The sequence below is a fragment of the Magnetospirillum fulvum MGU-K5 genome, assembly GCF_000442515.1.
In the GTDB taxonomy this organism is placed as follows: domain Bacteria; phylum Pseudomonadota; class Alphaproteobacteria; order Rhodospirillales; family Magnetospirillaceae; genus Phaeospirillum; species Phaeospirillum fulvum_B.
Map to the genome: position 1 here is coordinate 1 of NZ_AQPH01000057.1, position 24,212 is coordinate 24,212.

A 24,212-nucleotide genomic window follows, 5' to 3' on the forward strand; every position below is an offset into this window, starting at 1 on the left:
GACGCGAACCAGATCGACCGCGCTGAAGCGGGCGGTCAGGTCATCGGTGACCGCGACCACCAGCGAGGCCTTGCCGTCGGCGGCCGAGGCCAAAGCCACCACGCCCGATCCGATCTGCTTCTTGATCTCGTCGGCCATCCCTTTCAGATCCTTGGCGGGAACGCCGTCCAGCACCCGACCGGCAAAGGTGACGCCCCCGATCGAACTGGTCGCGGCGCCCTGGCTGCCGCCGGTGGCGAGTTGCTTGCGGACGTCGGCCAGTTCGCGTTCGAGCTTGCGGCGGTCCTCGATCAGGCTGGCGATGCGGGTCGGCAGAGCGGCCGGGGCAACGCGCAGCACGTCGGCGGCGCGGTGGAGCAACTCTTCCTGCGCCTGAGCCCAGGCGAGGAAGGCCGGGCCGGTCACCGCCTCGATCCGGCGCACCCCGGCGGCGACGGCGCTTTCGCCCACCAGCTTGAAGCCGCCGATATCGCCGGTGCGGTGGACATGGGTGCCGCCGCACAATTCGACCGAATAGGCCGGGCTGCTGTCCGCCCCGCCCATCGCAACGACGCGGACTTCGTCGCCGTATTTCTCGCCGAACAGGGCCATCGCCCCGGCTTTGATCGCCTCGTCCTGGCCCATCAGGGTGGTGGTCACCGGGGCGTTACCGCGAATCTGGCGGTTGACCGCGTCTTCAACGGCGCGGATTTCCTCAAGCGACAACGCCTTATTGTGGGCGAAGTCAAAGCGAAGCCGGTCGGGTCCGACCTGACTGCCCTTCTGGGTGACGTGATCGCCCAAGGCATCGCGCAACGCGGCGTGAAGCAGGTGGGTGGCGGAATGGTGCCCCTTCGTCGCGGCGCGCCGCTCGCTATCGATCGCAAAGGCCCCATCGGTCCCAACCGCGACCGGAGCACCCGCGACAATGCCGAAATGGACGATCAGATCGCCCAGCTTCTTCTGGGTGTCGGTGACGGTAATCGTCGCCTTCGACCCGGCCAGGGTGATGGTGCCGCTATCCCCGGCCTGACCACCGGATTCGCCATAGAACGGAGTCTGGTTGGCGATCACCGCGACACTGGCCCCGACCGGAGCGGTCTCGACCGACTGACCATCAACGACGAGAGCGACGATCTGGCCCTCGGCCTGTTCCGAATCGTAGCCGAGGAATTCGCTGGCACCCACCTTCTCGCGCAGTTCGAACCACAAGGATTCGGTCGCCGCTTCGCCCGACCCGGCCCACGCCTTGCGGGCTTCGGCGCGCTGACGCTCCATCGCCACCGCGAAACCGTCGGTATCGACGCCAAGCCCCTTCGCCTTCAGCGCGTCCTGGGTCAGATCGAGCGGGAAGCCATAGGTGTCATACAGCTTGAAGGCAACCTCGCCCGGCAGTTCGGTATTGGCACCCAGCCGCTGGGTTTCTTCTTCCAGCAGCTTCAACCCCTTATCGAGGGTGGTCTTGAAGCGGGTTTCCTCCAGCCGCAGCGTCTCGGTCACCAGGGCGTTGGCGCGCACCAGTTCGGGATAGGCCGCGCCCATCTGACGGGTCAGCGCGGGCACCAGCTTCCACAGCATCGGCTCGGTCGCGCCCATCAGGTGAGCATGGCGCATCGCCCGGCGCATGATCCGGCGCAGGACATAGCCGCGCCCTTCGTTCGAGGGCAGCACCCCGTCGGCGATCAGGAAGGCGGACGAGCGGAGGTGGTCGGCGACAACCCGGTGCGACACCCGGAACGGGCCGTCGGGATCGGTGTTCGACGCATCGGCCGAGGCTTCGATCAGCGAGCGGAGCAGATCGACATCGTAATTGTCGTGCTTGCCCTGAAGCAGGGCGGCGAGACGCTCGAGCCCCATGCCGGTGTCGATGCTGGGCTTGGGCAGGGCGACGCGGGTCGCCTTATCGACCTGCTCGTACTGCATGAACACCAGATTCCAGATTTCGATGAAGCGGTCACCGTCCTGGTCGGGGCTGCCGGGCGGGCCACCGGCGATGTGGTCGCCGTGATCGTAGAAGATTTCCGAGCAGGGACCGCACGGCCCGGTATCGCCCATCGCCCAGAAATTGTCCGAGGTGGGAATGCGGATGATGCGGGAATCCGGCAGACCGGCGATCTTTTTCCAATGGCCGAACGCTTCGTCGTCGTCATGATAGACGGTGACGAGCAGCCGGTCGGCGGGGATGCCGAATTCCTTGGTGATCAGGGTCCAGGCCAGCTCGATCGCGTGGTCCTTGAAGTAATCGCCGAACGAGAAATTGCCCAGCATCTCGAAAAAGGTATGGTGCCGGGCGGTATAGCCGACATTGTCGAGATCGTTGTGCTTGCCACCGGCGCGAACGCACTTCTGCGCGGTGGTGGCGCGGACGTAATCGCGCTTTTCAACCCCGGTGAAGACGTTCTTGAACTGCACCATCCCGGCATTGGTGAACATCAAGGTTGGGTCGTTGCGCGGGACCAGCGGGCTCGACGGCACGACCGCGTGGCCGTTCTTCTCAAAGAAACCGAGGAAAGTAGAGCGGATGTCGTTGGCGGTCTGCATGGCGGTCCTGAACAAAAAGGGGCGGTGGCGAACGGCCGGGCCGGAATAAAGCCGGTCTTTTTACCCCGCGCCCCTCGGCCCTGTCCAGGATTTGGCGTCCCCGAACCGTCCATGTTATGCTCGCGTCATGCGTGTCTCTCTTGCCATCGTCCTCTCTGCGCTGTTGGCCGTTCCGGTTTGGGCCGCCCCAGCGCCCCCCGCCTCCGCCCAGAGTCAGACCGCCGCGTCGGTGCCATCGGCCGCTCTGCCTCCCGTCGCCGCCCCGTCTCCGCCGTCGCTTCCCCGCTGCGCCGAGGATAGCGAGGGAGCGGCCTGCGTCTGGGGTCGGGTCGAGGGATTCGATGCCGGCTCGATTCAGCTCCACGGCCTGTCGATCGAGTTGGTCGGCATCACCGTACCAGGGCGCAAGGATTTGTGCGGCAACCGGGTCAGCCGCGAAGACTTTGATTGCGCCCGCCCCACCCGCAAAAAGATGGCCGATCTGGTCCGGGGCGGCGTTGCCTGCGAGATCGTTGATGTCGCAAGCGGGCAATTATGGGGGCGCTGTCATACCCTGGACGGCGACCTCGGCCGCCTGCTGATCCTGGCCGGGGTTGCCCGCGCCGCCAAGGACGGCCCGTACGAAGAGCCGCAGCTTCAGGCGATCAATGCCAAACGGGGGCTGTGGGCACCCGAGATCATCCTCCCCCGCGATTGGGACGCAGCAAAGCGCAAGGCCACCGACAATTGACGATGGCCCCGCGACGGATGGCGTAAGGTCAGCCCCAGGGGCCGGGGGTCTTGCCGCCACCCCAGGCCGAACGGGCCGGACCAGCGGTGAACCCCGCCAACGCCTGCAAGCGCTCGATCCGGTCGGCCATTGACGGATGGGTCGAGAACATTTGGGCCAGACCCGATCCGGTCAGCGGATTGACGATGAACAGATGGGCGGTGGCGGGATGGCCCTCGGCCACTGCGTTGGGGATCGCACCCGCGCCTTGCTCCAGCCGGGCCAGCGCCGAGGCCAGCGCCAGCGGATTGCCACAGATTTCAGCCCCGGCGGCGTCGGCTTCGTATTCACGGGTGCGCGAGATCGCCATCTGGACCAGCATCGCCACCAGCGGGGCGAGAATCGCCATCAGAATGGTGCCGACGGTGCCGAGCCCGCCGCCGCCTTCCTCGCCATTGTCGCGATTGCCGCCGAAGAACATCCCGAAATTGGCCAACATCCCGATCGCCCCGGCCAGGGTGGCGGTGACGGTCATGATCAGAGTGTCGCGGTTATGGACATGGGCCAGTTCGTGGGCCATCACCCCTTCCAGTTCCTCGGGCGACAGCATCGCCAACAGGCCCGTGGTGGCGGCGACCGAGGCGTGCTCGGGGTCGCGCCCGGTGGCAAAGGCGTTGGGCTGGGGCTGATCGATCACATAGACCGCAGGCATCGGCATTCCGGCGCGGGCGGTCAGCCGCTCGACGATGCCGACCAGTACCGGCGCGGTCGTGCGATCGACCGGCTGGGCCTGATACATCGACAGCACCATCTTGTCGGAATTCCAATAGGCGTACAGGTTCATTCCGGCGGCGGCGAGCAGCGCGATCACCAGACCGGTCTTGCCACCCAGCATCCAGCCGAGGACAAGGACAAAGGCCGTCAAAGCGGCAAGCAGAAGGGCGGTGCGGGTGTAATTCATGATGACGGACCATCGGCTCGTTGCAAGGGCTCGACCAATTTGGGGCAAAATTCGCCGGATGCAAGCCGTGTCAGGCCCATCACCCCTAGGCGCAGCCGGATGTTGCGGCGGATGCGGCCGGGCCTCTATGATCCTGGGCTGCGACCTTTGGTTTTAGGATTGCCCCGCAATGGTCACCGAAATCTATAGCTGCAAAGACGAGCAGGATCTGCGCGAGGGCAGACTGGATTATTCCTCCGACATCCTTGACCGCGAGGCGGCCGATGCCGATGCCCGGCGGCGGTGTCAGGCCGATCCGACGCTGCGCAAGGTGGCCTATTACGCCGTCCGCGACGATGGCGGGTTTCGGCTGATCCACGCTTATACCAACCCGAACTGGAAAGCGAAGGCCGCGCCCCGGCGCATTGCGGCTCCGCCACCGCCCTATCCCCGCCCTAAAAATGCGGCGAAAGCCCCGCCACCCGGTCTGTTCGCCCGGATCAAACGCGCGTTAGGCCTATGAGCGCGCCCCGCCTCGAATTGCTGCACGCCCGCCCCACGACCGAGAGTCCGGGACGGCTGCCGATCCTGTTTGTCCATGGCTCCTATTGCGGGGCCTGGGTGTGGTCGGAAACCTTCCTGCCCTACTTCGCCCGGGCCGGATTTGCCGCCTATGCGGTGTCGTTGCGCGGGCACGGCGACAGCGAAGGCGATCTTGCCCTCGCCTCCCTGTCCGATTATGTCCAGGACGTCAGCGCCGCCATCGCCCATCTGGGCGGCCGCTGCATCCTGGTCGGCCATTCGATGGGCGGAATCGTCGCCCAACATTGCTTCGGCGATGGCGATTCGGTCGCCGCCTTGGTGCTGCTGGCCAGCGTGCCGCCCTCGGGTCTGGCCAATTCGGCAATGACCTTGATGATGACCTCGCCCGATCTGATGGTCCAATTCGGGCTGCTGCAAAGCCTGGGGCCGTCGGCGGTGACCAGCGACGTGATCCGCCGGGCGATTTTGTCCGACGCGACCCCCGCCGCCGAGGTCGCCCGCCTGCTCCCCCAATTCCAGACCGAATCGCACACGATCAGCTTGGAACTGATGACCCCGCCGCCGCCGCGCCGACCGGCCCCCGCCCGCCCGGTGCTGGTGCTGGGGGAAGCGCCGATCCGATGATCCCGACCGCCGATCTGCGCGAAGCCGCCGCGTTTTACGGTGCCGAGTTGGAGATTTTCGACGGCGCGCCACACGGGCTGATGCTGGATTCGGCCTGGTGGCAGCCAACCGCCGACCGCATCCTCGTCTGGCTGGCCGCCCAGGGCTTTGGCGGAGATGCCGCGGCCCAAAAGGCGGAGACGGTGCCCGGCGATTGAGGGGCAAACCTTGGAGCGTAGCGACTGGCGCGAACAGCGCCCGCGAGCCCATGCGAGCGAAAGCCAAACCGCCGGAGGCGGTGCCCGGCGATTGAGGGGCATGAAGACTCCCCCCTCCCCACTTGTTCACCCTTCCATTTTGCGGGTGCGATCGATAATGTGGGGATGGGTTAGTCTGTCTATATGTTCGCCCAGGTGGCGCAATGGCACTCAGCACGAAACAGGTCAGCGCGGTTTCCGCGTCCGGCGTCGCAGCGGCAACCGCCCGCATTGGCTCCGGCGGCCGGAATGTCGCGTCAACCTCGCGTGACGATGTCGAGCGGCTTGATTACGCCCACCAGACCGGCCTGGGCGAAGAAACCCTGCTGCGCTATCAGCAGGATTCGAACGTCAGTCCCGATGGTGGCCGCCAGCGCGACCCACGTGAGCGACAGGATACCCCGCTGTGGCGCAGCGCGTTCGGCAAGATTCTCCTGGCCGGGACGTCCAATGACGAGGATTCGTCTCACGCACTGCCCACCCTGTTCCTCGATCAGGTACTGCGCGGGATCGGGGTTTATGAACAGAGCATCCGCATCACTTCGCCCAACACGGTCCGCCCGGGCAGCGTGATGAACTATCTGTTCTAAGCGGTCCTTGTCGCAACTGCGGGTCAGGGCAGACGGGCCAGCCGACCGACATTGACACTAAAGCGCGGGTCGCCGTCACGCAAATCGGCCCGGTCGAACCAGCCGATTGCGGCGGCATCATCCCCGGCCACTGCCTCGCCGCCCCGCCAGGAACAGCGCACCACGTTGAGAACGAAGTGATAGCGGACCCGCCCCGCTTCGTCGCGGTCGATCACGTCAAACACGTCGATCACCGGCCCGGCCTTGGCGATCAGGCCGGTTTCCTCCTGCAATTCGCGCAGCGCTGCCTCGGCCACGGTTTCGCCCAGTTCGATCAGCCCGCCGGGAAAGCCCCATTTGCCCTGGTCCGGCTCGTGGGCGCGCAGCACCAGCAACAGAGTATCGTCTCGTTCAAGCAGGGCCAGCACCCCCGGCAGGGGATGGTCGGGATAAGAGCGCGACATCAATACACCTCGGCCCGATACAGATCGGGATCGGCCAGCACTGGAATCAGCAGGTCGGCCAGCCGCGCGACCCAGGCTTCTGTCCCTCCCGGTTCGGCCAGCAAATCCTGGCGGATTTCAAACGACAGGTGGGCCAACCCGGCGGCTCCGGCATGGGTGTCGAGGGTATAATTGATCTCGCGGCCGGAATAAGGCTGGTTGTCGCCGACGATCAGATCCGACCGCGTCCGCAGCGCGGCCAGCACCGGACCGGCCAGACGGGGATCGCGGTTCCACAGCACCCCGATATGCCAGGGGCGCGGCTTCTGTCCCAGCATTTGCGGGGTAAAGCTGTGGAGGCCGATCAGCACTGGCGGAGAACCGTGACGCCACAGATGGCCGATCTGGGTTCCGATGCAGGTGTGATAGGGCCAGAACCAGCGGCGAGCACGGCGGTCGGCCTCGGCCTCATCGACCGCACGATTGCCCGGAACCTCGATGCCACCGGACACGGACGGGATCGAGGAGGGATCGCCCGGCTGGCGGTTGCAATCGATCAGCAATCGGCTGACCCCGCCCAGCACCGCCGGACAGCCCAGCCGCGCCGCCAGCCCCTTAGTGACCTCGGCGGCGCCGCTGTCCCAGGCGATATGGCTGAACCGGTCGGCGGGATCCAGGCCCAGATCGCCATAATATGACGGAATCGCCGCCGAAGCGTGATCGCACACCAGCAGAACCCGCGCCCCGGGCGGGCCTTGGATCAGGGTGAACGGCGCGGGGTCGGCGGGATGGCACGTGTCGGGGTCGGGCAGAAAGGTCAACATCCCGGCACTATAGCCCGGACCCGCCCCGACTTTCGAGCCTGTCGGTTTACCCCGGCGAGCGCATGTCGATCACCCGGCGCGCCTTGCCCATCGAGCGTTCGATTGAATCCGGCAGCAACACCCGGACGCGGGTGGTGATACCGATCAGCGCCTTGATCCGGTGTTGCAGATCGCGGGTGATCGAGTCGTTAAGGCTGGTATCCGGAGCCTGATCGGCCCGCAATTCGACATTGACCGTCACCTGATCGAGGTGGTTATCGCGCGAGACTTCGATCTGGTAATGCGGCGACAGGCGCGTATCGCGCAGCACCAGTTCCTCGATCTGGGTCGGGAACAGGTTGACGCCGCGAATGATCAGCATGTCGTCGGACCGGCCGGTGATCTTGCCCATGCGGCGGAAGCTGCGCGCGGTGCCGGGCAGCAGCATCGTCAAATCGCGGGTGCGATAGCGGATCACCGGCATCGCTTCCTTAGTCAGGCTGGTGAACACCAGTTCGCCCATCTGGCCGTCGGGCAACACCTCGCCGGTGGTGGGGTCGATCACCTCGGGATAGAAATGATCTTCCCACAGATGGGGGCCGTCCTTGGTCTCGATGCATTCGCTGGCAACGCCGGGGCCGATCACCTCGGACAGGCCATAGATATCGACCGCGTCGATCCCCAGCCGGGTCTCGATCTCGCCCCGCATCGCCCCGGTCCAGGGCTCGGCCCCGAAAATGCCGATCTTCAGCGGGTTATTGTTCGCGCCGATTCCCATCCGGTCCATCGCATCGGCCATCGCCAGCATATAGCTGGGGGTGACCATGATGATCTCGGGCTTGAAATCCATCATCAGCTGAATCTGTTTTTCGGTCTGCCCGCCCGACATCGGGATCACGGTGCAGCCCAGCCGTTCCGCGCCGTAATGCGCCCCCAACCCGCCGGTGAACAGGCCATAGCCATACGAGACGTGGCACTTGTCACCACGGCGGCCACCGGCGGCGCGGATCGAGCGCGCCACCACTTCGGCCCACATGTCGATGTCGTTGCGGGTATAGCCGACCACCGTCGGCTTGCCGGTGGTGCCCGAACTGGCATGGACCCGGACCACCTCGTCCATCGGCACCGCGAACATGCCGAAGGGATAAGTCTGGCGCAGATCGTCCTTCGAGGTGAAGGGGAAGCGGGCGAGATCCTTCAACTCGGTAAAGTCGTCGGGATGAACGCCCTTGGCCTGACAACGCAGCCGGAAATGCTCGATATTGGTGTAAGCGTGGTTCAGCGACCACTTCATCCGCCGGGTCTGGAGGGCGGTGATCTCGTCGCGGCTGGCGGTCTCGATCGGGTCGAGAATATCAGGGGAAGGCGGGCTGCGGCGATCAAGACTGGTGGACAAGGACACTTCCTCCCTTGCGGGTATGGCGCCGGCCCCGACGGACGGGGACGGTGGCGGGCGATGGCCGGGCGGACTCCGCCGTGGCGGGCATCATGGATTTTCCTCGAGAATATGGCCGTCGAGGATACGGCATTGGCCGCGAAACAGAGCCACCACGTCGCCGGTCTGAGTGGTGACGATGACGTCATAGGTTCCGCTCCGCCCCTTGCGAAAGACCTCGCGGCCTTCGGCGGTCAGGCGGTCGCCCAGATGGGCAGCGGCGGGATAGGTGATGGTGCAATTCTGGCCGACGGCGACGCGGCCATGGGAATTGCAGGCATAGGCAAAGGCGTCGTCGGCCAGCTTATAGGTGAATCCGCCATGGCAGATTCCGACGCCATTCAGCATGTCTTCGGTCACGGTCATCGACAGGCGGGCATAACCAGGTCCGATCGCATCGAGCGACACGCCCAGAAAGCGTGACGAATTATCGCGCTTGCGGATCGCCGCGCCCACACGTTCGGCCAGGGCCTGGGCCTTGGCGTGGTCGGTCATCGTCCCCCCCCGGTCCCGCGTCCACCATTCCGAAGGCGATTGTGATACCGGCTTGACGGCGCCGACGCAAGCCGGTCGGGGACTATTCGCGCTGGATAATGACGCCGTACCAGCCCAGACCGGCATAGGTCTCGTAACCGGGGGTTTTGGCATAGGCGATCAGGTTGCCGTCGATGTCGCTGTAATAGCCGATCGTCCCCGATGCGGTTCGCAGCGGAAAGATCTCGGTCAGCACGCCGCGCTGGTCCGAGGCGGCAATCACCCGATGGCGGGAATCCAGCAAAAGGCAACGGCTGCGCGCTTTGTCCTCGGGGGCGAGGCGAACACCGTCAACCACCGCCTGCGCCTGACTCTGCCAGTCGAAAAAGATGCCCAACGCCCCGATCGGCTTGGCGTCGATATCGCCGCCCTCGCGGATCGCGGTGGCATAGGTCGCCACCATCGACTGGTTCAGCCCCCCGGCCCGCTCGATATCGACCACGGCGAAATCAGCCCCGCTGGCCGTCGCCATCGCCTCGCGGAACCAGGACTGGCCCGACACGTCGGTACCGACCACGCCGGGATAACGGTCGGGGCGGCCGTTGGCGATCACTTTACCGTTGGCATCGGCGACCCACAGATCAAGATAGACCGTGTAGGAATCGAGGATCACCCCCAACCGGCGGCTGGCCTCGGCGCTGAGCTCGCGGGAGCGGGGATCGGCGGCGCAATCGACCACGGCGGCATCGGTCGCCCACCAGCGGACGTCGCACGACCGTTCGTACAGATTGCGGTCGATGATCTCGACGGTGTTATGGGCCAGATCGGACAGGCGCTCGCCCTGCACCTCGCGGATACGCGCGGCCATCTCGGTCCCGAACTGGGACAGGTGGTCGAGCCGTCCGCGCAAATCGGTCTGCAACGATCCGGTCAGCACTGAGATTTCGTTCGAAATCGCCTTAACCTCTTCGGCGACAACGGCAAACCCCCGCCCCAGATTGCCGACCCGGTTAGCTTCGATCGTTGCATTAAGCGCCAGCATCCGGGATCGGCGGGTAATGCCGTTGATCCGACGAATCTTCTCGTCGGCGGCTTGCGCCACGCCCCCCGTGATTTCCAGCAATTGTTCGATCATCCCGTTCCCCTACCTTGCAATGCCCGGCACAGCTTGAAACGTAATGTAGCTCACCGTGACAACGTCACATGTCAGCAATAAATATGCCGGACGCAGTCCCCAGCGTTTCCGCCATTTCCCGAACCGCAGCCCGATTGCTGTGCACCGGATTAGAGCGCGGCAGCCCATTTCATAGGCAATTTCGGGCTTTAGTGAAAGGGCTGTCGGGCGATGGTGACGAGGGTTGTTTCCCTTGCAACCCTTCCGGCCCAAAGGTAGGGTCGAAAGACGATCTTTCGGCACGGGGGACGGGTGACGGCGTCGTTGGGCACTGAGTGGGGGAACAAAATCCGCGAGACGCTGGCCGCAGAATCGGTCAAGTCCGTGATTGCCCTTCTGACACCGATCGGATTTAGCGACGCGTTGCGCCGTCGCCGTGCCCGGCTGATCCTGGGCCGGGTCCGTCTCGTCGCCTCGGTGTTCGCCGTGCTGACCCTGCTGTGGATTCCGCTCGATCTGGCGATCTTCAAGACGACGATGGCGCTGTATCTCGCCGCGTTGCGGGTGCTGGCCAGCGTTGCCTTCATCCTGCTGGCGCTGTCGTTCCGCCGAACCGACAGCCCCCAGGCCGCCACCCTGTCCCTGGTGTGGCTGCTGGCGATCCCCACCTTGTTCTTCCTGATCAGCCACCCCTTGCTGGCGCAATTCCCCCTGCTCAGTCCCGAGCAGCAGGTGGTGGCCGCCGGATATGCCTTCCTGCCCTTCGTGATGGTTGCCGGGCTGGCGATGTTCCCGGTTTCGGCGTTAGAGGGAGCCCTGCTCGGGCTTGGCCCGCTGCTGGCCTATTTCCTGACCGGATTGATGAGTTCCCAGCTTCTGCCCTTCGCCTCGCATCTGGGGGCGCAATGGTTGCTGCTGTTGCTGACGGTGGTGGCGACCCTGGCCGGGATGAGCCAGCTCCGCTTTCTCGACCGTCTTGTCGATGAAGGGGCGTTCGATCCGGTCACCGGCACCTATAGCCGCCGGATCGGCGAAATCCTGCTGGCGCAAAGCTTCATTACCGCCCAGAGGGTCGAGGCGCCGCTGGCGGTGGCCCTGGTCCGCATCGAGGATCTGGCCGGACTGAGCGAACAATACGGCCCCGAGGAAGGCGATGCCGCCCTCTCAACCGTCGCCCAGGCGCTGCGGCTGGTGCTGCGGCGCGGCGATCTGTTGATCCGTTGGGGGGAGGCAGAGTTCCTGGCGATGATGCCCAATTCCGGCGGCCCCGGCGCGGCTGGGGCGATGGAGCGGATGTGCGCCGGGGGATTGGGGCCGCGCCCGGATGGCGGGCCATTGCTCGTCACCGCCGGAACCGCCGAACGGCGGGCCGATCACGCGGAAAGCTGGGAAGATTTGGTGGCCCGCGCCGACGGGCGACGGGCCGGGGACGGACAGGCCGCCCCCGCCACGATCTGACCGAGGGTCAGGCTTCGCCCAAAGCGGCGAGGTAGAGCGCGAGAATCTGCTCTTCCTCTTCACGCTCCTGACGGTCTTTTTTGCGCAGGGAAATGATCTTGCGCAGAACCTTGACGTCAAAGCCCTGCGACTTGGCCTGGCCATAGACGTCTTTAATGTCGTCGGACAGCCCCTTCTTCTCATCCTCCAACCGTTCGATCCGGTCGACGAACTGGCGAAGGGCGTCGGCGGCAATACCGCCGATTTCGTTGCTGCTGGTGTCTTCGCTCATGAAGCGCGGTCCTAGAGATGAAAGCAAGTTGCCGACCATAGCCAAGCCTTGGCCCCGGTTCAAGCCGGTCGCAGCGCCGTGTGATCGGCGCTTTGCGGCCCTCCCGGTAAAAAATGCCGGGTCATTCCTGCCGCCCGTCCCCTTATCCCAAGCGATCCTGGCGGAAAGACTGGGTTATCGGCTTGGCACGGCGATTGCGCATTGTTTTCAGGTGACCCTCCGCAACTGGGCAAGGAGCCTGCGGCATGACCTTCGATATCGCCCCTGACTGGCTTGACTTGGCGATCGGCGGATATTTTTCGTCCGTTCCGCAAAGCCAGAAGGATGCGGTGCGGTCAGCCCCGGTCCCGACCTGTCCCGATCGCGCCACCCTGGCCGCCCTGGTGCGCGAATTGTGTGCCGAGGGGACGCTGTCCCCCGATCAGATGAACATGATGTTCGATTCGGCCGAACTGGCGGACGTCGCCGGAATTGGCGGCGGACAGGATGCCGCCGCCCTCGCCTAACCCGACACTTAATACCAACTGGCCAATGAATTGACCCGCCGTATTGCCCCTCGGCCTAAGCGGGCGCATCCGCGCCCTTGGCCGCCGCCGGAATTGGCGGCTAAATACCGGCCAACGGATCAGGCCGGTATTTAAGACACCTTCGGGGCCAGCCCGATCTCGCGGCGATTGACCCGGATCATCGACAGGGCAAGACCGCCCACCGCCCACACCACCGAAATCGCCAGCGCCAGCAGATAATGCGAGTCCGACAGCAAGGCGGCGGGTTCGGCGTAGAACGGTGCGCGGATGATCTCCAGCGCGTGGCTGACCGGATTGATCAGCATCACCGCCTTCATCGCCGTCGGCACATTGTCGAGCGGGAACAGCGCACCGGACAACATCCACAGCGGCATCAGGAACACCATCATCACGGCGTGGAACGCAGCGGTCGAGCGCATCCCCCAGGCCAGCAGGAAGCCCAGCGTCGAGAAGCCGATTCCAGCCAGCACAAAGCCGCCCACCACCATCACCACGCCGCCCAATCCCAGGCTGAGCCCCAGCACCGGCGCGGCGGCCAGAAAGATCATCGTCTGGATCAGCGCGATCGAGGTCGCCCCAATCACCTTGCCCAGCACGATCGCCAGCCGGGACACCGGCGCGACGAGGACGCCTTGAAGGAACCCGGCATCACGGTCCTCGATGATCGTGATCGTCGAGAACACCGCCGAAAACAGCATCAGCATCAGCATGACGCCGGGATAGAAATATTCGAGATAGGTGACGTTCTCCATCCCCGGAATGCGGAACGATCCGGCGAAGCCAAAGCCGAGGAACAGCCAGAACAGCAACGGCTGGGCGATGGTGCCGATCACCCGTTGCGGCTGGCGGAAAAAGCGCACCATCTCGCGACGGGCCAGAGACAGGGAAACGCGGGCGAGCGAGCTCATGCTGGGTCCTCTTATTCCTGGCCGGAGGCGGCGCCGGTGACGCGGACGAACACATCGTCGAGACCGGGTTGCTTGATCGAGATCGAGCGGATATCGGGGCGATAGCGCTGGAGAATCTTTTCCAGCAAGGGCAGGCTGTCGCCATTCTCGGTCTCGGCCAGCCGAACCTCGTCGCCGACGACCGAGGCGGTCAGCCCCAATTCGGATTCAAGACGCCCGGCCAGAACCTTGGCGTCGCGCGACTGGATCACCACCATTTCGGTGCCGATCATCGCCCGCAGCGCCTGGGGGGTATCATAGGCCATCAGCTTGCCTTCGCGCATGATCGCGACGCGATCGACATCCTCCGCCTCGGAAAAGACGTGACTGGTCATCAGAATGGTCAGGCCGCGTTCGTGATGCAGACGCTGCAAGGCTTCGAGGAAGTTGCGCCGCGACACCGGATCAAGCCCGGTGGTCGGCTCGTCGAGCAGCAGCACGCGGGGATTGGTCATCAGCACCTTGGCCAGTTCGACCTGACGGGCCAGACCGCCCGAGAGCGTCTCGACCCGGTTGTCGAGCCGCCCGCCCAGATCTGTCCAGGCCAGCGCCTCATCGCGGCGTGCCAGATACTCGGCGGCGGGAATGCCATAAAGATCGGCCTGAATCGCCAGATTTTCGGCCACGGTCAGTTGCTTGTCGACCGCCGGGCTTTGGAACACCACGCCGAGGACGTCGCGCACCCGCGCCGGTTCGGTCAACAGGTCAAAGCCTGCGATGCTGACCTGTCCGGCGCTGGGCCGTGCCAGCCCACAGAGGATGCGGAACAAAGTCGATTTCCCGCTTCCGTTCGGCCCCGACAGAATCGCGAACTCCCCTTCGCGGACCTCAAGCGACAGATCCGAGACCGCGACGTGCGGAGCAACCTTGCGGCTGCCGGGGTAGATATGAGTCAGGTTCCTGATACGGATCATCGGTTGACCGGCTCCCATCCCGATGGAAAGCGCGCACTCTTCCACAGGGCAGGGTATCGGTAAAGCCCGCAATAGGCTCGACGAGAAACGGCCCCCGGTCCATGACGAAACGGGGGCCGCGTCCTCACCGTCCCAGTGCCGCCCTCACCCCGGCGCCATAGGCCGGATCGATCTTATCGAACAGAGCGATCTGACGCTCGACGATGAAGTCGGGGACACCGCCCATCGCCGCGGCGATATTGGAGAACAGGCGGCTCCGCTGGCCGGGGTCAAACAAGGCGAACAAAGCGCGCGGCTGACTGAAATCGTCGTTGCCCTGGCGATGGTCGAAGCGATCGGCATCGCCAGCGAGACGCAACGGCGGCTCCTTGACCGTCGGGTCCTGGGCCGGACCGTTGAACGAATTGGGTTCGTAATACGCATCCGGATTGCCGGTATCGTTGCGGAAGAACCGCATCGCCCCGTCCTTATGATAATGGTGCACCGGGCTGTGGGGCGCGTTGACCGGCAGCGCCTCGTAATGCGTCCCCAGACGGTGACGGTGCGCATCGGCATAAGAGAACAGCCGGGCCTGCAACATCTTGTCCGGCGAAAAGCTGATGCCCGGAACGATGTTCGACGGCGACAGGGCCAGTTGCTCGATCTCGGCGAAGTAATTGTCGGCATTGCGGTCGAGCACCATCTCGCCGACCTCGATCAGCGGATAATCCTGGTGCTGCCACACCTTGGTGAGGTCGAACGGGTTAAACGAGGTCTTTTCCGCGTCGAGTTCCGGCATGATCTGGACCTTCAGGGTCCATTTCGGCAACTCGCCCCGTTCGATCGTGCCGAACAGCGCCTCCTGATAGCTTTCGCGGCTGCGGCCGACCACTTCGGCCGCCTCGGCATTGGTGAAGTGGCGGTGGCCCTGCTGGGTCTTGAAGTGGAACTTGACCCAGAAACGCTCGCCGTCATCGTTCCAGAAGCTGAAGGTGTGGCTGCCATAGCCGTTCATATGCATCGGCGTCTGCGGCAGGCCGCGATCCGAGAACAGGATCGTCACCTGATGCAGGCTTTCCGGGCTGAGCGACCAGAAATCCCACATCGCGGTCGGCGACCGCAGATTGGTGCGGGGATGACGTTTCTGGGTATGAATGAAATCGGGAAATTTCAGCGGATCGCGAACAAAGAACACCGGCGTGTTGTTGCCGACCAGATCCCAATTGCCGTCTTCGGTATAGAACTTGATCGCAAAACCACGGACGTCGCGCTCGGCATCGGCGGCTCCCGCTTCACCGGCGACGGTCGAAAAGCGGGCGATCAGCGGCGTGGTCTTGCCGACGGCCGAAAACAGCTTGGCCCGGGTATAGCGGCTGATATCGTGGGTGACGGTGAAATGGCCGTGCGCACCCCATCCCTTGGCGTGAACCACCCGTTCGGGAATCCGCTCGCGGTTCTGGTGAGCCAGCTTTTCCAGCAACTGATAATCCTGAAGCAGCACCGGGCCGCGCGGACCGGCGGTCAGGCTGTTCTGATTATCGGAAACCGGCGCGCCGGCCGAGGTGGTCAGTGTCGGACGCTCCGTCATCTTGCCCTCCTGAGTTATGATAGTGTTGAGTGTATCTCCCCATTTTTATCGCATCAAATCGATTGAATCAGCCGCAACGATAGGCTAAGCCTATCAAACCATGACCTTCCGTGATCTCCAATATCTTGTCGCCCTGGCCGATTTGCGCCATTTCCGCCGGGCCGCCGAATCCGTTCACGTCTCGCAACCGACCTTGAGCGGTCAGATCCGCAAGCTTGAGGATATGTTGGGGATCGTGCTGTTCGAACGCGATGGCCGCTCTATCGCCCCCACCCCGGCAGGGGATGCGATCATCGCCGAGGCTCGCCACGCCCTGGCCCACGCCGCCGCGATCCGCGACATCGCCAATGCCTTCCGCGATCCCCTGGCCGGACCGTTGCGGCTGGGACTGATCGCCTCGCTGGGGCCATATCTGGTCCCCGACCTCATCGCCCAGGTCGGACACGATGCCCCCCGGCTGGAATTGATCGTCAGCGAGAGCCTGACCCCCGACCTGATCACTGCGGTACGCACCCGCGAACTGGACGCCGCCGTGATCGCCACTCCGGCCGACGAAGGCGAGTTGGTTGAATACAGCCTGTTCGACGAACCGTTCCTGCTCGCCCACGCTCCCGACCACCCGCTGGCTGCGATCGCGGCGCCGTCACTGGCCGAAATCGAGCGCGGCACCTTGTTGCTGTTGACCGAAGGGCATTGCCTGCGCGATCAGGCTCTGTCGCTGTGCGGTGCCGCGTCGGTTGATTCCAGCGTCAAGGCCGCCAGTCTGGTCACCCTGATCCGATTGGTGGAACGCGGACACGGCGTTACCTTGCTGCCGGAACTGGCCGCCATCGACGCCGGGGCGCTGACCCTGCGCCGCCTGCCCGGTGCCGGGGCCAGCCGACATTTGCGCCTGATCGCCCGTCGCGCCTTCCCCCGCCCCGACGCCTTGCGCCTGATCGCGAAATCCGCCCGCATCGTCGCCAGGGCCAGCGGCCTGTCCGTTCCGGGCGCATAAAAAACGCAACAAAAAAGGCCGTCCCCTTGCGGTACGGCCTGCGGCAACATCTTGATATTTTAGGAGAAAAATGGTGCTGCCGAAAGGAATCGAACCTTCGACCTTACCCTTACCAAGGGTACGCTCTACCGACTGAGCTACGGCAGCATCGTCACTTTTCATCTCGTCGTTTTGCGGCAGAGCCGGTCAGCGGCGAGGCGCGCTTTATGCCACAGGGTTCCCCCCTGTGCAAGCCCCTTCTCGACAGTTTTTTCACTAAAATCATCGAACCGTCCCCCTGCCCCGGCCCAGCCCCATCCTTCGGTTCATCGCCGCCACAAAATAGTCTATGGTTGCAAGGCCTGTCGCCAAGGGCCCAACGGGGGCGAACGGACGGTGGGTGGAGCGCGACATGGCCGATACCGACAACGCGATCAACGCAGCCCTGGGTTTGTCCGATAACCGCGAGGCGGTCTACGACGTCACCGTCGAACTGTCGGCGGTGTTGGGAACGGCGACCCTGCCGATCGCCCAGTTGCTGAAGCTGGGTCGCGGCGCCGTCGTTGAACTCGACCGCAAGGTCAACGATCCGGTCGATCTTTATGTCAACCGCAAGCGGATCTGCCGCGCCGAAGTGGTGGTGGTGGAAGATCACCTTGCCGTCACCATCACCGAAGTTCTGAAACGTGCCGCCGACTGACCCGACCGACCCGGACAAGCCCCTCCGCACGGGATGGACGACCGGAGCCTGCGCCACCGCCGCCACCCGCTCGGCGCTTGGGGCGCTGCTGGGCCACGGCTTTGACGATCCGGTTGAAATCACCCTCCCCCGGGGCGAAAGACCTTCGTTCGCCTTGGCCTTTTCCGAGGCCGGTCCCGACTGGGCCCGCGCCGGCGTGGTCAAGGATGCGGGCGACGACCCCGATGTCACCCACGGCGCCACGATCGTCGCCACCCTACGCCGGGGCGAACCCGGACGCGGTTTGCTGTTTCGCGCCGGTGACGGCGTCGGCACCGTCACCAAGCCGGGGCTACCGCTGGCGGTAGGCGAACCGGCGATCAACCCGGTGCCACGGCGGCTGATGGGGCTTGTCGCCGCCGCCGCCGGGATTGCCGATCTAGAGATCGAGATCTCGGTACCCGAGGGCGAGCGGATCGCCACCCGCACCTGGAACCCCCGCCTCGGCATCCTGGGCGGTATTTCGATTCTCGGCACCACCGGGATTGTGGTGCCCTATTCCTGCTCGGCCTGGATTCATTCGATCCAGCGCGGCATCGACGTCGCCCGCGCCGCCGGGATCAACCACATCGCCGGATGCGTCGGCAACACCTCGGAAAAGGCGGTGGTGCGCCATTACGGCCTGTCGCCCGAGGCGATCATCGACATGGGCGATTTCGCCGGTGGAATGCTGACCTATCTGCGCCGCCATCCGGTGGCGCGGGTCACGATCGCCGGAGGCTTCGCCAAGATTACCAAGCTGGCCGCCGGTCACCTGGACCTGCATTCGAAGCGCAGTCAGGTCGATCCGGCCCGGCTCGCCGACATGTTGGCCCGTCTGGGGGCCGGACCGGCGGTGATCGCCCGCGCCGCCGCCGCCAACACCGCGTTGGAAGTGCTGGAACTGGCCCAGGACAGCAACTTGCCCCTGGGCAACGCGATCGCCCGCGAGGCCGCGGCGGTCGCCCGCGCCACCCTTGACCGCCCTGAAATTGTACTGGATGTGCTGGCCTTCGACCGTCAGGGAGGCTTGGTCGGAGACAGCGAGGCCTGACCGTCCCTGCGCCTTGCTCCGGCCGGAACACGGTGCCATCATCCGCCTCCGATCGACAGAGACCGGCCGTTTGAGCCGATGAGCGGACGGAGCCGCTGGAACCGATGACAACACACAGCCGCGGATCGACCTTCGATAACAAGGTTGGCGACCTGCTGGCTTTGACCCAAGATCTGACGATCACTCAGATTCTGGTTTTACGCCGGATGACCCTGGTCGACCCCACCGCCTTGGCCTGGGCGACGACGCGCGAATTAGAGGTGGTGTTCAACGCGATTCTCGACCGCGCGGTCTCGAAAGTCGGGCTGGACGCGCTGGCCGCCGCTGCCGACGATCAGTTTGCGGCGTTGCTGCCGCCCGGCACCGAAGAGGAACTGAGCGCCGAGCGCTGGCGGCTGTTCGATCTGGCCCAGAAATATCTGGTCCGGCGCAAGCCCCGCCGTGTCGCGGTCAAGGTCGCCCCTCCCCCGCCGCCGGAGGATATCGAGAGCGAGATCGTCTTTTCCTCGTTCAAGCAATTGTTCGACGAATGCCTGTCCCGCTATGCCCGACAGTCGCTCCAGACGATCGTGGTCGGCCCCAACCATGCCAGCCTGCGCCCCCACGTCCCGGTGCCGTTCGTGCTCGCCCCCGGGTTCGCCGCCTGTTACGAAACCCTGCTGCGTCTTCATGTTCTGCCCGACATCCGCACCACCCGGCGCATCCGCGAGTTGGAGACCCGCCGCGACTGGAGCGACAACGGCGCCAACCGGCTGATTGGAATCGTTCAGTCGGGCGAGAGAGACAATCCGATCCTGGAAACCTGGGATTCGCGCTGGTCGGCCTATCAATCCGAAGGGGTCGGGGCGAAGGCCAAGCGCAAGGACGACCCGTGGAGCCTGTTCGCCGAAGCCGCCGCCAAGGGCGGGTTCGTGCCCCCCACCGAGGCGGATTTGCCGCTGCTTCACGCCGTACTGCGCTGGGATGCGGAGGTGCTGGCCGAGGCCTGGCGGGGCATCACCTTGCTTTATCAGCAGGAATTCACCCCCAAGAACCGGGCCGAACAAGCGCGCGAAGGCGCGCTGCGCGACGGGATGGTCCGGACGATCCGCGAGCTTCCGGTCCGGGCGGGGGACATGCTGGCGGTCAAGGCGTTCTTCGAACTCCCCAAATGCGACAAGATGTTTCTGCGCCGTTTGCTCCAGACGATCAGCGGCAGCGACACTGCCCGTCGCCGGACCGCGCCCGGTCTTGTCAGCTTTTACGAGAACCTGCCGAAGTGAGTCCGGGCTACATTATATATTTTTAAGTTTTTCTTTTCCCGCAACGCCCCCAGAAAATATAGAGAGGATGAACCGCGGCGCGTCTGCTTCCGATCGACGGGGATAACGAATGGATGTGTATTTCCACCTGACAGGCCACCCCGGTCTCGACGGGATTGCAAACGGGGCCATCGGGGGAGTGCTGATCGGCCTCGCCGCCGGTTTATTGATGCTGGGGAACGGCCGCATCGCCGGAATCAGCGGGTTTTTCGCCGGAATGACCGGGCAGGTCCCTCCTACCTGGAAAGAGGACTTTCTGTTCTTGCTGGGCCTTCCCGTGGGCGGTGCGCTGTTCGCGCTGTGGCGGGGCGAACCCCACTTGCTCCTTCCCGATTCCCCCTGGCTTCTCGCCTCGGCCGGATTTCTGGTCGGCTTTGGAGCCCGGATGGCCAATGGCTGCACCAGCGGTCACACCATCTGCGGTCTGGCCCGCCTGTCACCCCGGTCGCTGGTCGCGACCGCAATCTTCATGGCCAGCGCCATCGCAACCGTCGCCGTGGAGAAATGGCTATGAGCCGGGGAACCTTTGTCCGATTGGGCATCGCCCTGGTCAGCGGAACGCTGTTCGGGCTTGGGCTGGCGATTTCTGGCATGATCGACCCGCGCAAGGTGCTGGGCTTCCTCGACCTGTTCGGGGCGTGGGACCCCAGCCTGATCGGCGTGATGGTGACCGCCATTCCGCTGACCTATCTGTTTTACCGTCTGAGCGGGCGCAGAAGCGCGTCGCTGACCGGACGGCCGTTCCCGCCGCCACCTGCCCTGCCGATTGATCGCCGCCTGATCCTGGGGGCTGCCATATTCGGGCTGGGCTGGGGGTTAGCCGGTTTGTGTCCCGGCCCCGCCCTCGAAGCGCTGGCGTTCGATGCCCGCGCCATGGTCTTCGTTACCGCGATGGCGTCCGGGATGATTCTCCACCATGCGATCAACCGATCGCGCCGACCATAGGACGCGGCGACGGCAGGATTGGGGAAAAGTTGGCACGGGACGTGCTTTACCCATCTTACGTGCCTTCACGTTCCTCCGTCACAAAGGACCAACTCCATGCCTCGTCAGATTGCGTTTTACGGCAAAGGCGGCATCGGTAAGTCCACCACGTCGCAGAACACTCTCGCCGCCTTGGTCGAGATGGGTCAGAAAATTCTGATCGTCGGCTGCGACCCCAAGGCGGATTCGACCCGTCTGATCCTGAATTGCAAGCTTCAGGACACCGTGCTGCATCTTGCCGCCGAAGCGGGTTCGGTCGAAGACCTTGAACTCGAAGACGTGATGAAGATTGGCTACAAGGGCATCAAATGCACCGAAGCCGGTGGCCCGGAACCGGGCGTCGGCTGTGCCGGTCGCGGCGTCATCACCGCCATCAACTTCCTTGAAGAAAATGGTGCCTACGAAGACGTGGACTATGTTTCCTATGACGTTCTGGGCGACGTGGTCTGCGGCGGCTTCGCGATGCCGATCCGCGAGAACAAAGCCCAGGAAATCTATATTGTGATGTCCGGCGAGATGATGGCGCTGTTTGCCGCCAACAATATCGCCAAGGGCATTTTGAAATATGCCGGGGTCGGTGGCGTCCGCATCGGCGGCCTGATCTGCAACGAACGCCAGACCGACCGCGAACTCGATTTGGCCGAGACGATGGCCAAGCGGCTCAATACCCAGATGATCCATTTCGTGCCGCGCCACAACATCGTTCAGCACGCCGAACTGCGTCGCCAGACCGTGATCCAGTACGCCCCCGATTCAACCCAGGCCGACGAATACCGCGCGCTTGCGACCAAAATCCACGCCAATGGCGGCAAGGGCACCATTCCGACCCCGATCACGATGGAGGAATTGGAGGATATGCTGGTCGAATTCGGCATCATGAAGTCGGACGAGGAGCAATTGGCCGAAATTCAGGCCAAGGACGCCGCCGGGGTTTAATACCATTCGAGGGCCGACACGCCTTCCGACCAGAGGCCCCCTGTCGCGATCGCGGCAGGGGGCCTTGCCGTTTTGGGCTCTGGTCCGTATTGCCTCTGTCCGGTTCATGACAAAACTTGGCCGGTTCCAGACTATTTTTTGTCGGCACCCGGTCAAATCACCAAACGCCGACATCCGCTAAAAAGTCAAAACCTGGATTTATTTCCACATTATTTTATTTTTTGTTTAGCTGAGAACCGTCAAATCCTCGCGGGCGAAGGGCCGCAATTCGTCGAAGCGACCGTCGCGCACCTTGATCGGCCATTCCCAATCGGTCAGCAACGCCCGACCGACCGCGACCAGATCGAACTCTTCGCGCTCCAGCCGCCGGATCACATCGTCGAACCCCGCCGGTTGCGCGCCCTCGCCCCTAAACGCGCCGAGGAATTCGCCCGACAGCCCGACCGAACCGACGGTGATCGTCGGCTTGCCGGTGACCTTCTTGACCCACCCGGCGAAGTTAAGGTCTGAGCCCGCGAATTCCGGCTCCCAATAGCGGCGCTGCGAGCAATGGAAGATGTCGATTCCGGCCTCGGCCAGCGGCTCCAGCCATTGCCGCAACTCGTCCGGCGTCTCCGCCAGCCGGGCCCGGTAATTCTGCTGCTTCCATTGCGACACCCGCAGGATCAGCGGTAGATTCGGCCCCAATTCCGCCCGCATCGCCTTGACCACCGCGATCGCGAAGCGGCTGCGCTCGGCCAGACTCGCCCCACCCCAGTGATCGGTGCGCCGGTTGGTGCGGTCCCAGAAGAACTGATCGATCAGATAGCCGTGGGCGGCGTGAATCTCGACCGCGTCAAAGCCGATCCGCCGTGCCGCCGCCGCCGCCCGGCCAAAGCCCGCGATCGTGTCGGCGATATCCTCTTCGCTCATCACCCGTCCGGTCGGCGTGTCGGCACCGATAAAGCCCGAGGGGCTTTCCAGGCCGCCCGGCGGTTGCCACGGCTTTGACGGATTGGCAGCCCCGCCGACATGCCAGATTTGCGGCGCGATCCGTCCCCCGGCGGCATGGACCTGATCGACGACAGCCTGCCACACCTCCAGCGCCGCGCCGTAAAACAGCGGGATGTTGGGATCGTTACGGGCGGCGGGGCGGTCAATCACCGTGCCCTCGGTAACGATCAACCCGACATCGCCCTCGGCACGGCGACGATAGTAATCCGCGACCGCCTGGGTCGGGATGCCGTCGGGGCTGAACAAGCGGGTCATCGGCGCCATCACGATCCGGTTGGGCAGATGCAGCGACTTGCAGGCGAAGGGCTGGAACAGCGCCTCGGTCGAAGAGGTCGGAATGGTCATCGCGGACGTCTCCTTCACGCAGCTTGGGGCGAGCGGCGCTGCAACAGCGCCATCACCGCCGGGATCAGCACGATGGCTCCCGCCATGTTCCACAGGAACATGAAGGTCAGCAGCAGCCCCATATCAGCCTGGAACTTGATATCGGAGAACACCCAGCTCATCACCCCGATCGCCAGCGTCAGTCCGGTCATCGCCACCGCCGTTCCCGTCGTCTTCAGGGTTTCGACATAGGCATCCCGCAGCGACAGACCGCTCTCCAGATACAATTCCAGCCGGTTGTAGATATAGATACCATAATCGACACCGATCCCGACGCCGAGCGCGATCACCGGCAGGGTGGCGACCTTCACCCCCAGACCCAGTTGGGCCATGATCGCCTCGCACAGCACCGAGGTAATGTAGAGCGGGAACATGATCGCCACCACCACCCGCCACGAGCGGAATTCCCACAGCAGCAGGATCGCGACGATGCCATAGACCAGGAACAGCATCGTCCGCTCGGCGCTTTTGATGACGATGTTGGTGGCACCCTCGATCCCGGCAGTCCCGGCGGCGAGCAGGAGCTGAATCTCCTGATTGTTGACCCGGGCGGCAAAACGCTCGGATTCCTCGATCACCCGGGTCAGGGTCTCGGCCTTGTGATCGGTCAGATAGAGCATCACCGGCACCATCGAGCAATCGCTGTTATGCAGCTCGGGCGGGATCATCTTGTAGACCGCGTTCGAGACATAGCGGTCGCGGCTGATCGCGTACCAGCGGGGATCGCCGCCATTGGTACCCGCAATCGACTTCTTCATCGCATCGACCATCG

Annotated in this window: 27 protein-coding genes and 1 tRNA gene; 14 read left to right on the forward strand and 14 right to left on the reverse strand. The window is 64.3% G+C overall.

Annotation, left to right across the window (positions count from 1 at the left end):
- Positions 1 to 2,520: alanine--tRNA ligase (gene alaS, locus K678_RS13055; RefSeq protein WP_021132936.1), on the reverse strand; the 2,520-nt coding region annotated here is incomplete at its 3' end.
- A 127-nt stretch (positions 2,521 to 2,647) separates the two neighbouring features.
- Between alaS and K678_RS13060 the strand changes: the two genes are divergently transcribed.
- Positions 2,648 to 3,250 (forward strand): thermonuclease family protein, encoded by a 603-nt coding sequence (locus tag K678_RS13060; protein WP_021132937.1) that lies wholly within the window; start codon positions 2,648 to 2,650, stop codon positions 3,248 to 3,250.
- A gap of 28 nt (positions 3,251 to 3,278) precedes the next feature.
- Here K678_RS13060 and htpX read toward each other — a convergent pair whose 3' ends face one another.
- Positions 3,279 to 4,190 (reverse strand): zinc metalloprotease HtpX, encoded by a 912-nt coding sequence (gene htpX, locus K678_RS13065; protein WP_021132938.1) that lies wholly within the window; start codon positions 4,188 to 4,190, stop codon positions 3,279 to 3,281.
- A 169-nt stretch (positions 4,191 to 4,359) separates the two neighbouring features.
- Between htpX and K678_RS13070 the strand changes: the two genes are divergently transcribed.
- From K678_RS13070 to K678_RS13080, 4 genes are all read left to right on the forward strand, one after another.
- Positions 4,360 to 4,692, forward strand: a complete 333-nt coding sequence (locus tag K678_RS13070) for a hypothetical protein (protein WP_021132939.1) — start codon at positions 4,360 to 4,362, stop codon at positions 4,690 to 4,692.
- Complete coding sequence (locus tag K678_RS13075; RefSeq protein ID WP_231376259.1) at positions 4,689 to 5,336, forward strand: alpha/beta hydrolase; 648 nt, start codon at positions 4,689 to 4,691, stop codon at positions 5,334 to 5,336. Before K678_RS13070 ends, K678_RS13075 begins: the two co-directional genes overlap by 4 nt.
- On the forward strand, positions 5,333 to 5,533 hold the full coding sequence (locus tag K678_RS19535) for a hypothetical protein (protein WP_231376260.1): 201 nt from the start codon (positions 5,333 to 5,335) through the stop codon (positions 5,531 to 5,533). Before K678_RS13075 ends, K678_RS19535 begins: the two co-directional genes overlap by 4 nt.
- A gap of 203 nt (positions 5,534 to 5,736) precedes the next feature.
- Complete coding sequence (locus K678_RS13080) at positions 5,737 to 6,162, forward strand: hypothetical protein (protein WP_021132940.1); 426 nt, start codon at positions 5,737 to 5,739, stop codon at positions 6,160 to 6,162.
- Positions 6,163 to 6,185: 23 nt separating this feature from the next.
- Here the strand turns inward: K678_RS13080 and K678_RS13085 are convergent, their stop codons facing one another.
- The 5 genes from K678_RS13085 to K678_RS13105 all read right to left on the reverse strand — a co-directional run bounded on the left by K678_RS13085 (position 6,186) and on the right by K678_RS13105 (position 10,431).
- Positions 6,186 to 6,605, reverse strand: coding sequence for an NUDIX hydrolase (locus K678_RS13085; protein ID WP_021132941.1), 420 nt, complete (start codon positions 6,603 to 6,605; stop codon positions 6,186 to 6,188).
- Positions 6,605 to 7,408 carry an N-formylglutamate amidohydrolase gene (locus tag K678_RS13090; protein WP_021132942.1) on the reverse strand — a complete coding sequence of 268 codons (804 nt, stop codon included), beginning with the start codon at positions 7,406 to 7,408 and terminating at the stop codon, positions 6,605 to 6,607. The genes K678_RS13085 and K678_RS13090 overlap by 1 nt, the downstream gene beginning before the upstream one ends.
- Positions 7,409 to 7,454: 46 nt before the next feature.
- On the reverse strand, positions 7,455 to 8,783 hold the full coding sequence (gene paaK, locus K678_RS13095; protein ID WP_021132943.1) for a phenylacetate--CoA ligase PaaK: 1,329 nt from the start codon (positions 8,781 to 8,783) through the stop codon (positions 7,455 to 7,457).
- A gap of 90 nt (positions 8,784 to 8,873) precedes the next feature.
- The gene (gene paaI / locus K678_RS13100) at positions 8,874 to 9,317 is read right to left on the reverse strand and encodes a hydroxyphenylacetyl-CoA thioesterase PaaI (protein ID WP_021132944.1); all 444 of its coding nucleotides are present in this window, start codon (positions 9,315 to 9,317) and stop codon (positions 8,874 to 8,876) included.
- Positions 9,318 to 9,399: 82 nt separating this feature from the next.
- On the reverse strand, positions 9,400 to 10,431 hold the full coding sequence (locus K678_RS13105) for a methyl-accepting chemotaxis protein (RefSeq protein ID WP_021132945.1): 1,032 nt from the start codon (positions 10,429 to 10,431) through the stop codon (positions 9,400 to 9,402).
- A 291-nt stretch (positions 10,432 to 10,722) separates the two neighbouring features.
- Between K678_RS13105 and K678_RS13110 the strand changes: the two genes are divergently transcribed.
- Positions 10,723 to 11,868, forward strand: coding sequence for a GGDEF domain-containing protein (locus K678_RS13110; protein WP_021132946.1), 1,146 nt, complete (start codon positions 10,723 to 10,725; stop codon positions 11,866 to 11,868).
- Positions 11,869 to 11,875: 7 nt separating this feature from the next.
- On the opposite strand, the gene K678_RS13115 is transcribed toward K678_RS13110, so the two are convergent.
- Positions 11,876 to 12,139: a DUF2312 domain-containing protein gene (locus K678_RS13115; RefSeq protein ID WP_021132947.1), complete on the reverse strand. Its 264-nt coding sequence runs from the start codon at positions 12,137 to 12,139 to the stop codon at positions 11,876 to 11,878.
- Between the two features lie 245 nt (positions 12,140 to 12,384).
- On the opposite strand from K678_RS13115, the gene K678_RS13120 reads away from it, so the two are divergent.
- Positions 12,385 to 12,645, forward strand: coding sequence for a hypothetical protein (locus tag K678_RS13120; RefSeq protein WP_021132948.1), 261 nt, complete (start codon positions 12,385 to 12,387; stop codon positions 12,643 to 12,645).
- Positions 12,646 to 12,776: 131 nt separating this feature from the next.
- On the opposite strand, the gene K678_RS13125 is transcribed toward K678_RS13120, so the two are convergent.
- The 3 genes from K678_RS13125 to K678_RS13135 all read right to left on the reverse strand — a co-directional run bounded on the left by K678_RS13125 (position 12,777) and on the right by K678_RS13135 (position 16,094).
- Positions 12,777 to 13,574, reverse strand: coding sequence for an ABC transporter permease (locus K678_RS13125; RefSeq protein ID WP_021132949.1), 798 nt, complete (start codon positions 13,572 to 13,574; stop codon positions 12,777 to 12,779).
- Positions 13,575 to 13,585: 11 nt separating this feature from the next.
- Positions 13,586 to 14,527, reverse strand: coding sequence for an ABC transporter ATP-binding protein (locus tag K678_RS13130; protein WP_039853140.1), 942 nt, complete (start codon positions 14,525 to 14,527; stop codon positions 13,586 to 13,588).
- A gap of 124 nt (positions 14,528 to 14,651) precedes the next feature.
- On the reverse strand, positions 14,652 to 16,094 hold the full coding sequence (locus K678_RS13135; RefSeq protein WP_021132951.1) for a catalase: 1,443 nt from the start codon (positions 16,092 to 16,094) through the stop codon (positions 14,652 to 14,654).
- Between the two features lie 100 nt (positions 16,095 to 16,194).
- Between K678_RS13135 and K678_RS13140 the strand changes: the two genes are divergently transcribed.
- Entirely contained in the window at positions 16,195 to 17,091 is an 897-nt protein-coding gene (locus K678_RS13140; RefSeq protein WP_021132952.1) for a LysR substrate-binding domain-containing protein, read from the forward strand.
- Positions 17,092 to 17,162: 71 nt separating this feature from the next.
- On the opposite strand, the gene K678_RS13145 is transcribed toward K678_RS13140, so the two are convergent.
- Positions 17,163 to 17,238 (reverse strand) — tRNA-Thr (locus K678_RS13145).
- Positions 17,239 to 17,482: 244 nt separating this feature from the next.
- On the opposite strand from K678_RS13145, the gene fliN reads away from it, so the two are divergent.
- The 6 genes from fliN (at position 17,483) to nifH (ending at position 22,063) form a co-directional block, all read left to right on the forward strand.
- Complete coding sequence (fliN, locus tag K678_RS13150) at positions 17,483 to 17,770, forward strand: flagellar motor switch protein FliN (protein WP_021132953.1); 288 nt, start codon at positions 17,483 to 17,485, stop codon at positions 17,768 to 17,770.
- Positions 17,757 to 18,842 (forward strand): cobalt-precorrin-5B (C(1))-methyltransferase, encoded by a 1,086-nt coding sequence (locus K678_RS13155; protein ID WP_021132954.1) that lies wholly within the window; start codon positions 17,757 to 17,759, stop codon positions 18,840 to 18,842. The genes fliN and K678_RS13155 overlap by 14 nt, the downstream gene beginning before the upstream one ends.
- A 104-nt stretch (positions 18,843 to 18,946) precedes the next feature.
- Positions 18,947 to 20,104: a hypothetical protein gene (locus tag K678_RS13160; protein ID WP_021132955.1), complete on the forward strand. Its 1,158-nt coding sequence runs from the start codon at positions 18,947 to 18,949 to the stop codon at positions 20,102 to 20,104.
- A gap of 109 nt (positions 20,105 to 20,213) precedes the next feature.
- Complete coding sequence (locus K678_RS13165; RefSeq protein WP_021132956.1) at positions 20,214 to 20,657, forward strand: YeeE/YedE family protein; 444 nt, start codon at positions 20,214 to 20,216, stop codon at positions 20,655 to 20,657.
- Positions 20,654 to 21,088, forward strand: a complete 435-nt coding sequence (locus K678_RS13170; RefSeq protein WP_021132957.1) for a DUF6691 family protein — start codon at positions 20,654 to 20,656, stop codon at positions 21,086 to 21,088. The genes K678_RS13165 and K678_RS13170 overlap by 4 nt, the downstream gene beginning before the upstream one ends.
- Before the next feature lie 96 nt (positions 21,089 to 21,184).
- Entirely contained in the window at positions 21,185 to 22,063 is an 879-nt protein-coding gene (gene nifH / locus K678_RS13175) for a nitrogenase iron protein (RefSeq protein ID WP_021132958.1), read from the forward strand.
- Between the two features lie 225 nt (positions 22,064 to 22,288).
- Here nifH and K678_RS13180 read toward each other — a convergent pair whose 3' ends face one another.
- Positions 22,289 to 23,401: an NADH:flavin oxidoreductase gene (locus tag K678_RS13180; RefSeq protein WP_021132959.1), complete on the reverse strand. Its 1,113-nt coding sequence runs from the start codon at positions 23,399 to 23,401 to the stop codon at positions 22,289 to 22,291.
- Positions 23,402 to 23,415: 14 nt separating this feature from the next.
- Positions 23,416 to 24,212 (reverse strand): MMPL family transporter (locus K678_RS13185; protein ID WP_021132960.1); only part of this gene is annotated, 797 nt, incomplete at its 5' end.

Coding starts and splice junctions, on each gene's coding strand:
- K678_RS13060 (WP_021132937.1), top strand. CDS start 2,648: ATGCGTGTCTCTCTTGCCATCGTCCTCTCTGCGCTGTTGGCCGTTCCG.
- htpX (WP_021132938.1), bottom strand. CDS start 4,190: ATGAATTACACCCGCACCGCCCTTCTGCTTGCCGCTTTGACGGCCTTT.
- K678_RS13070 (WP_021132939.1), top strand. CDS start 4,360: ATGGTCACCGAAATCTATAGCTGCAAAGACGAGCAGGATCTGCGCGAG.
- K678_RS13075 (WP_231376259.1), top strand. CDS start 4,689: ATGAGCGCGCCCCGCCTCGAATTGCTGCACGCCCGCCCCACGACCGAG.
- K678_RS19535 (WP_231376260.1), top strand. CDS start 5,333: ATGATCCCGACCGCCGATCTGCGCGAAGCCGCCGCGTTTTACGGTGCC.
- K678_RS13080 (WP_021132940.1), top strand. CDS start 5,737: ATGGCACTCAGCACGAAACAGGTCAGCGCGGTTTCCGCGTCCGGCGTC.
- K678_RS13085 (WP_021132941.1), bottom strand. CDS start 6,605: ATGTCGCGCTCTTATCCCGACCATCCCCTGCCGGGGGTGCTGGCCCTG.
- K678_RS13090 (WP_021132942.1), bottom strand. CDS start 7,408: ATGTTGACCTTTCTGCCCGACCCCGACACGTGCCATCCCGCCGACCCC.
- paaI (WP_021132944.1), bottom strand. CDS start 9,317: ATGACCGACCACGCCAAGGCCCAGGCCCTGGCCGAACGTGTGGGCGCG.
- K678_RS13105 (WP_021132945.1), bottom strand. CDS start 10,431: ATGATCGAACAATTGCTGGAAATCACGGGGGGCGTGGCGCAAGCCGCC.
- K678_RS13115 (WP_021132947.1), bottom strand. CDS start 12,139: ATGAGCGAAGACACCAGCAGCAACGAAATCGGCGGTATTGCCGCCGAC.
- K678_RS13120 (WP_021132948.1), top strand. CDS start 12,385: ATGACCTTCGATATCGCCCCTGACTGGCTTGACTTGGCGATCGGCGGA.
- K678_RS13125 (WP_021132949.1), bottom strand. CDS start 13,574: ATGAGCTCGCTCGCCCGCGTTTCCCTGTCTCTGGCCCGTCGCGAGATG.
- K678_RS13130 (WP_039853140.1), bottom strand. CDS start 14,527: ATGATCCGTATCAGGAACCTGACTCATATCTACCCCGGCAGCCGCAAG.
- K678_RS13135 (WP_021132951.1), bottom strand. CDS start 16,094: ATGACGGAGCGTCCGACACTGACCACCTCGGCCGGCGCGCCGGTTTCC.
- K678_RS13140 (WP_021132952.1), top strand. CDS start 16,195: ATGACCTTCCGTGATCTCCAATATCTTGTCGCCCTGGCCGATTTGCGC.
- fliN (WP_021132953.1), top strand. CDS start 17,483: ATGGCCGATACCGACAACGCGATCAACGCAGCCCTGGGTTTGTCCGAT.
- K678_RS13160 (WP_021132955.1), top strand. CDS start 18,947: ATGACAACACACAGCCGCGGATCGACCTTCGATAACAAGGTTGGCGAC.
- K678_RS13165 (WP_021132956.1), top strand. CDS start 20,214: ATGGATGTGTATTTCCACCTGACAGGCCACCCCGGTCTCGACGGGATT.
- K678_RS13170 (WP_021132957.1), top strand. CDS start 20,654: ATGAGCCGGGGAACCTTTGTCCGATTGGGCATCGCCCTGGTCAGCGGA.
- nifH (WP_021132958.1), top strand. CDS start 21,185: ATGCCTCGTCAGATTGCGTTTTACGGCAAAGGCGGCATCGGTAAGTCC.
- K678_RS13180 (WP_021132959.1), bottom strand. CDS start 23,401: ATGACCATTCCGACCTCTTCGACCGAGGCGCTGTTCCAGCCCTTCGCC.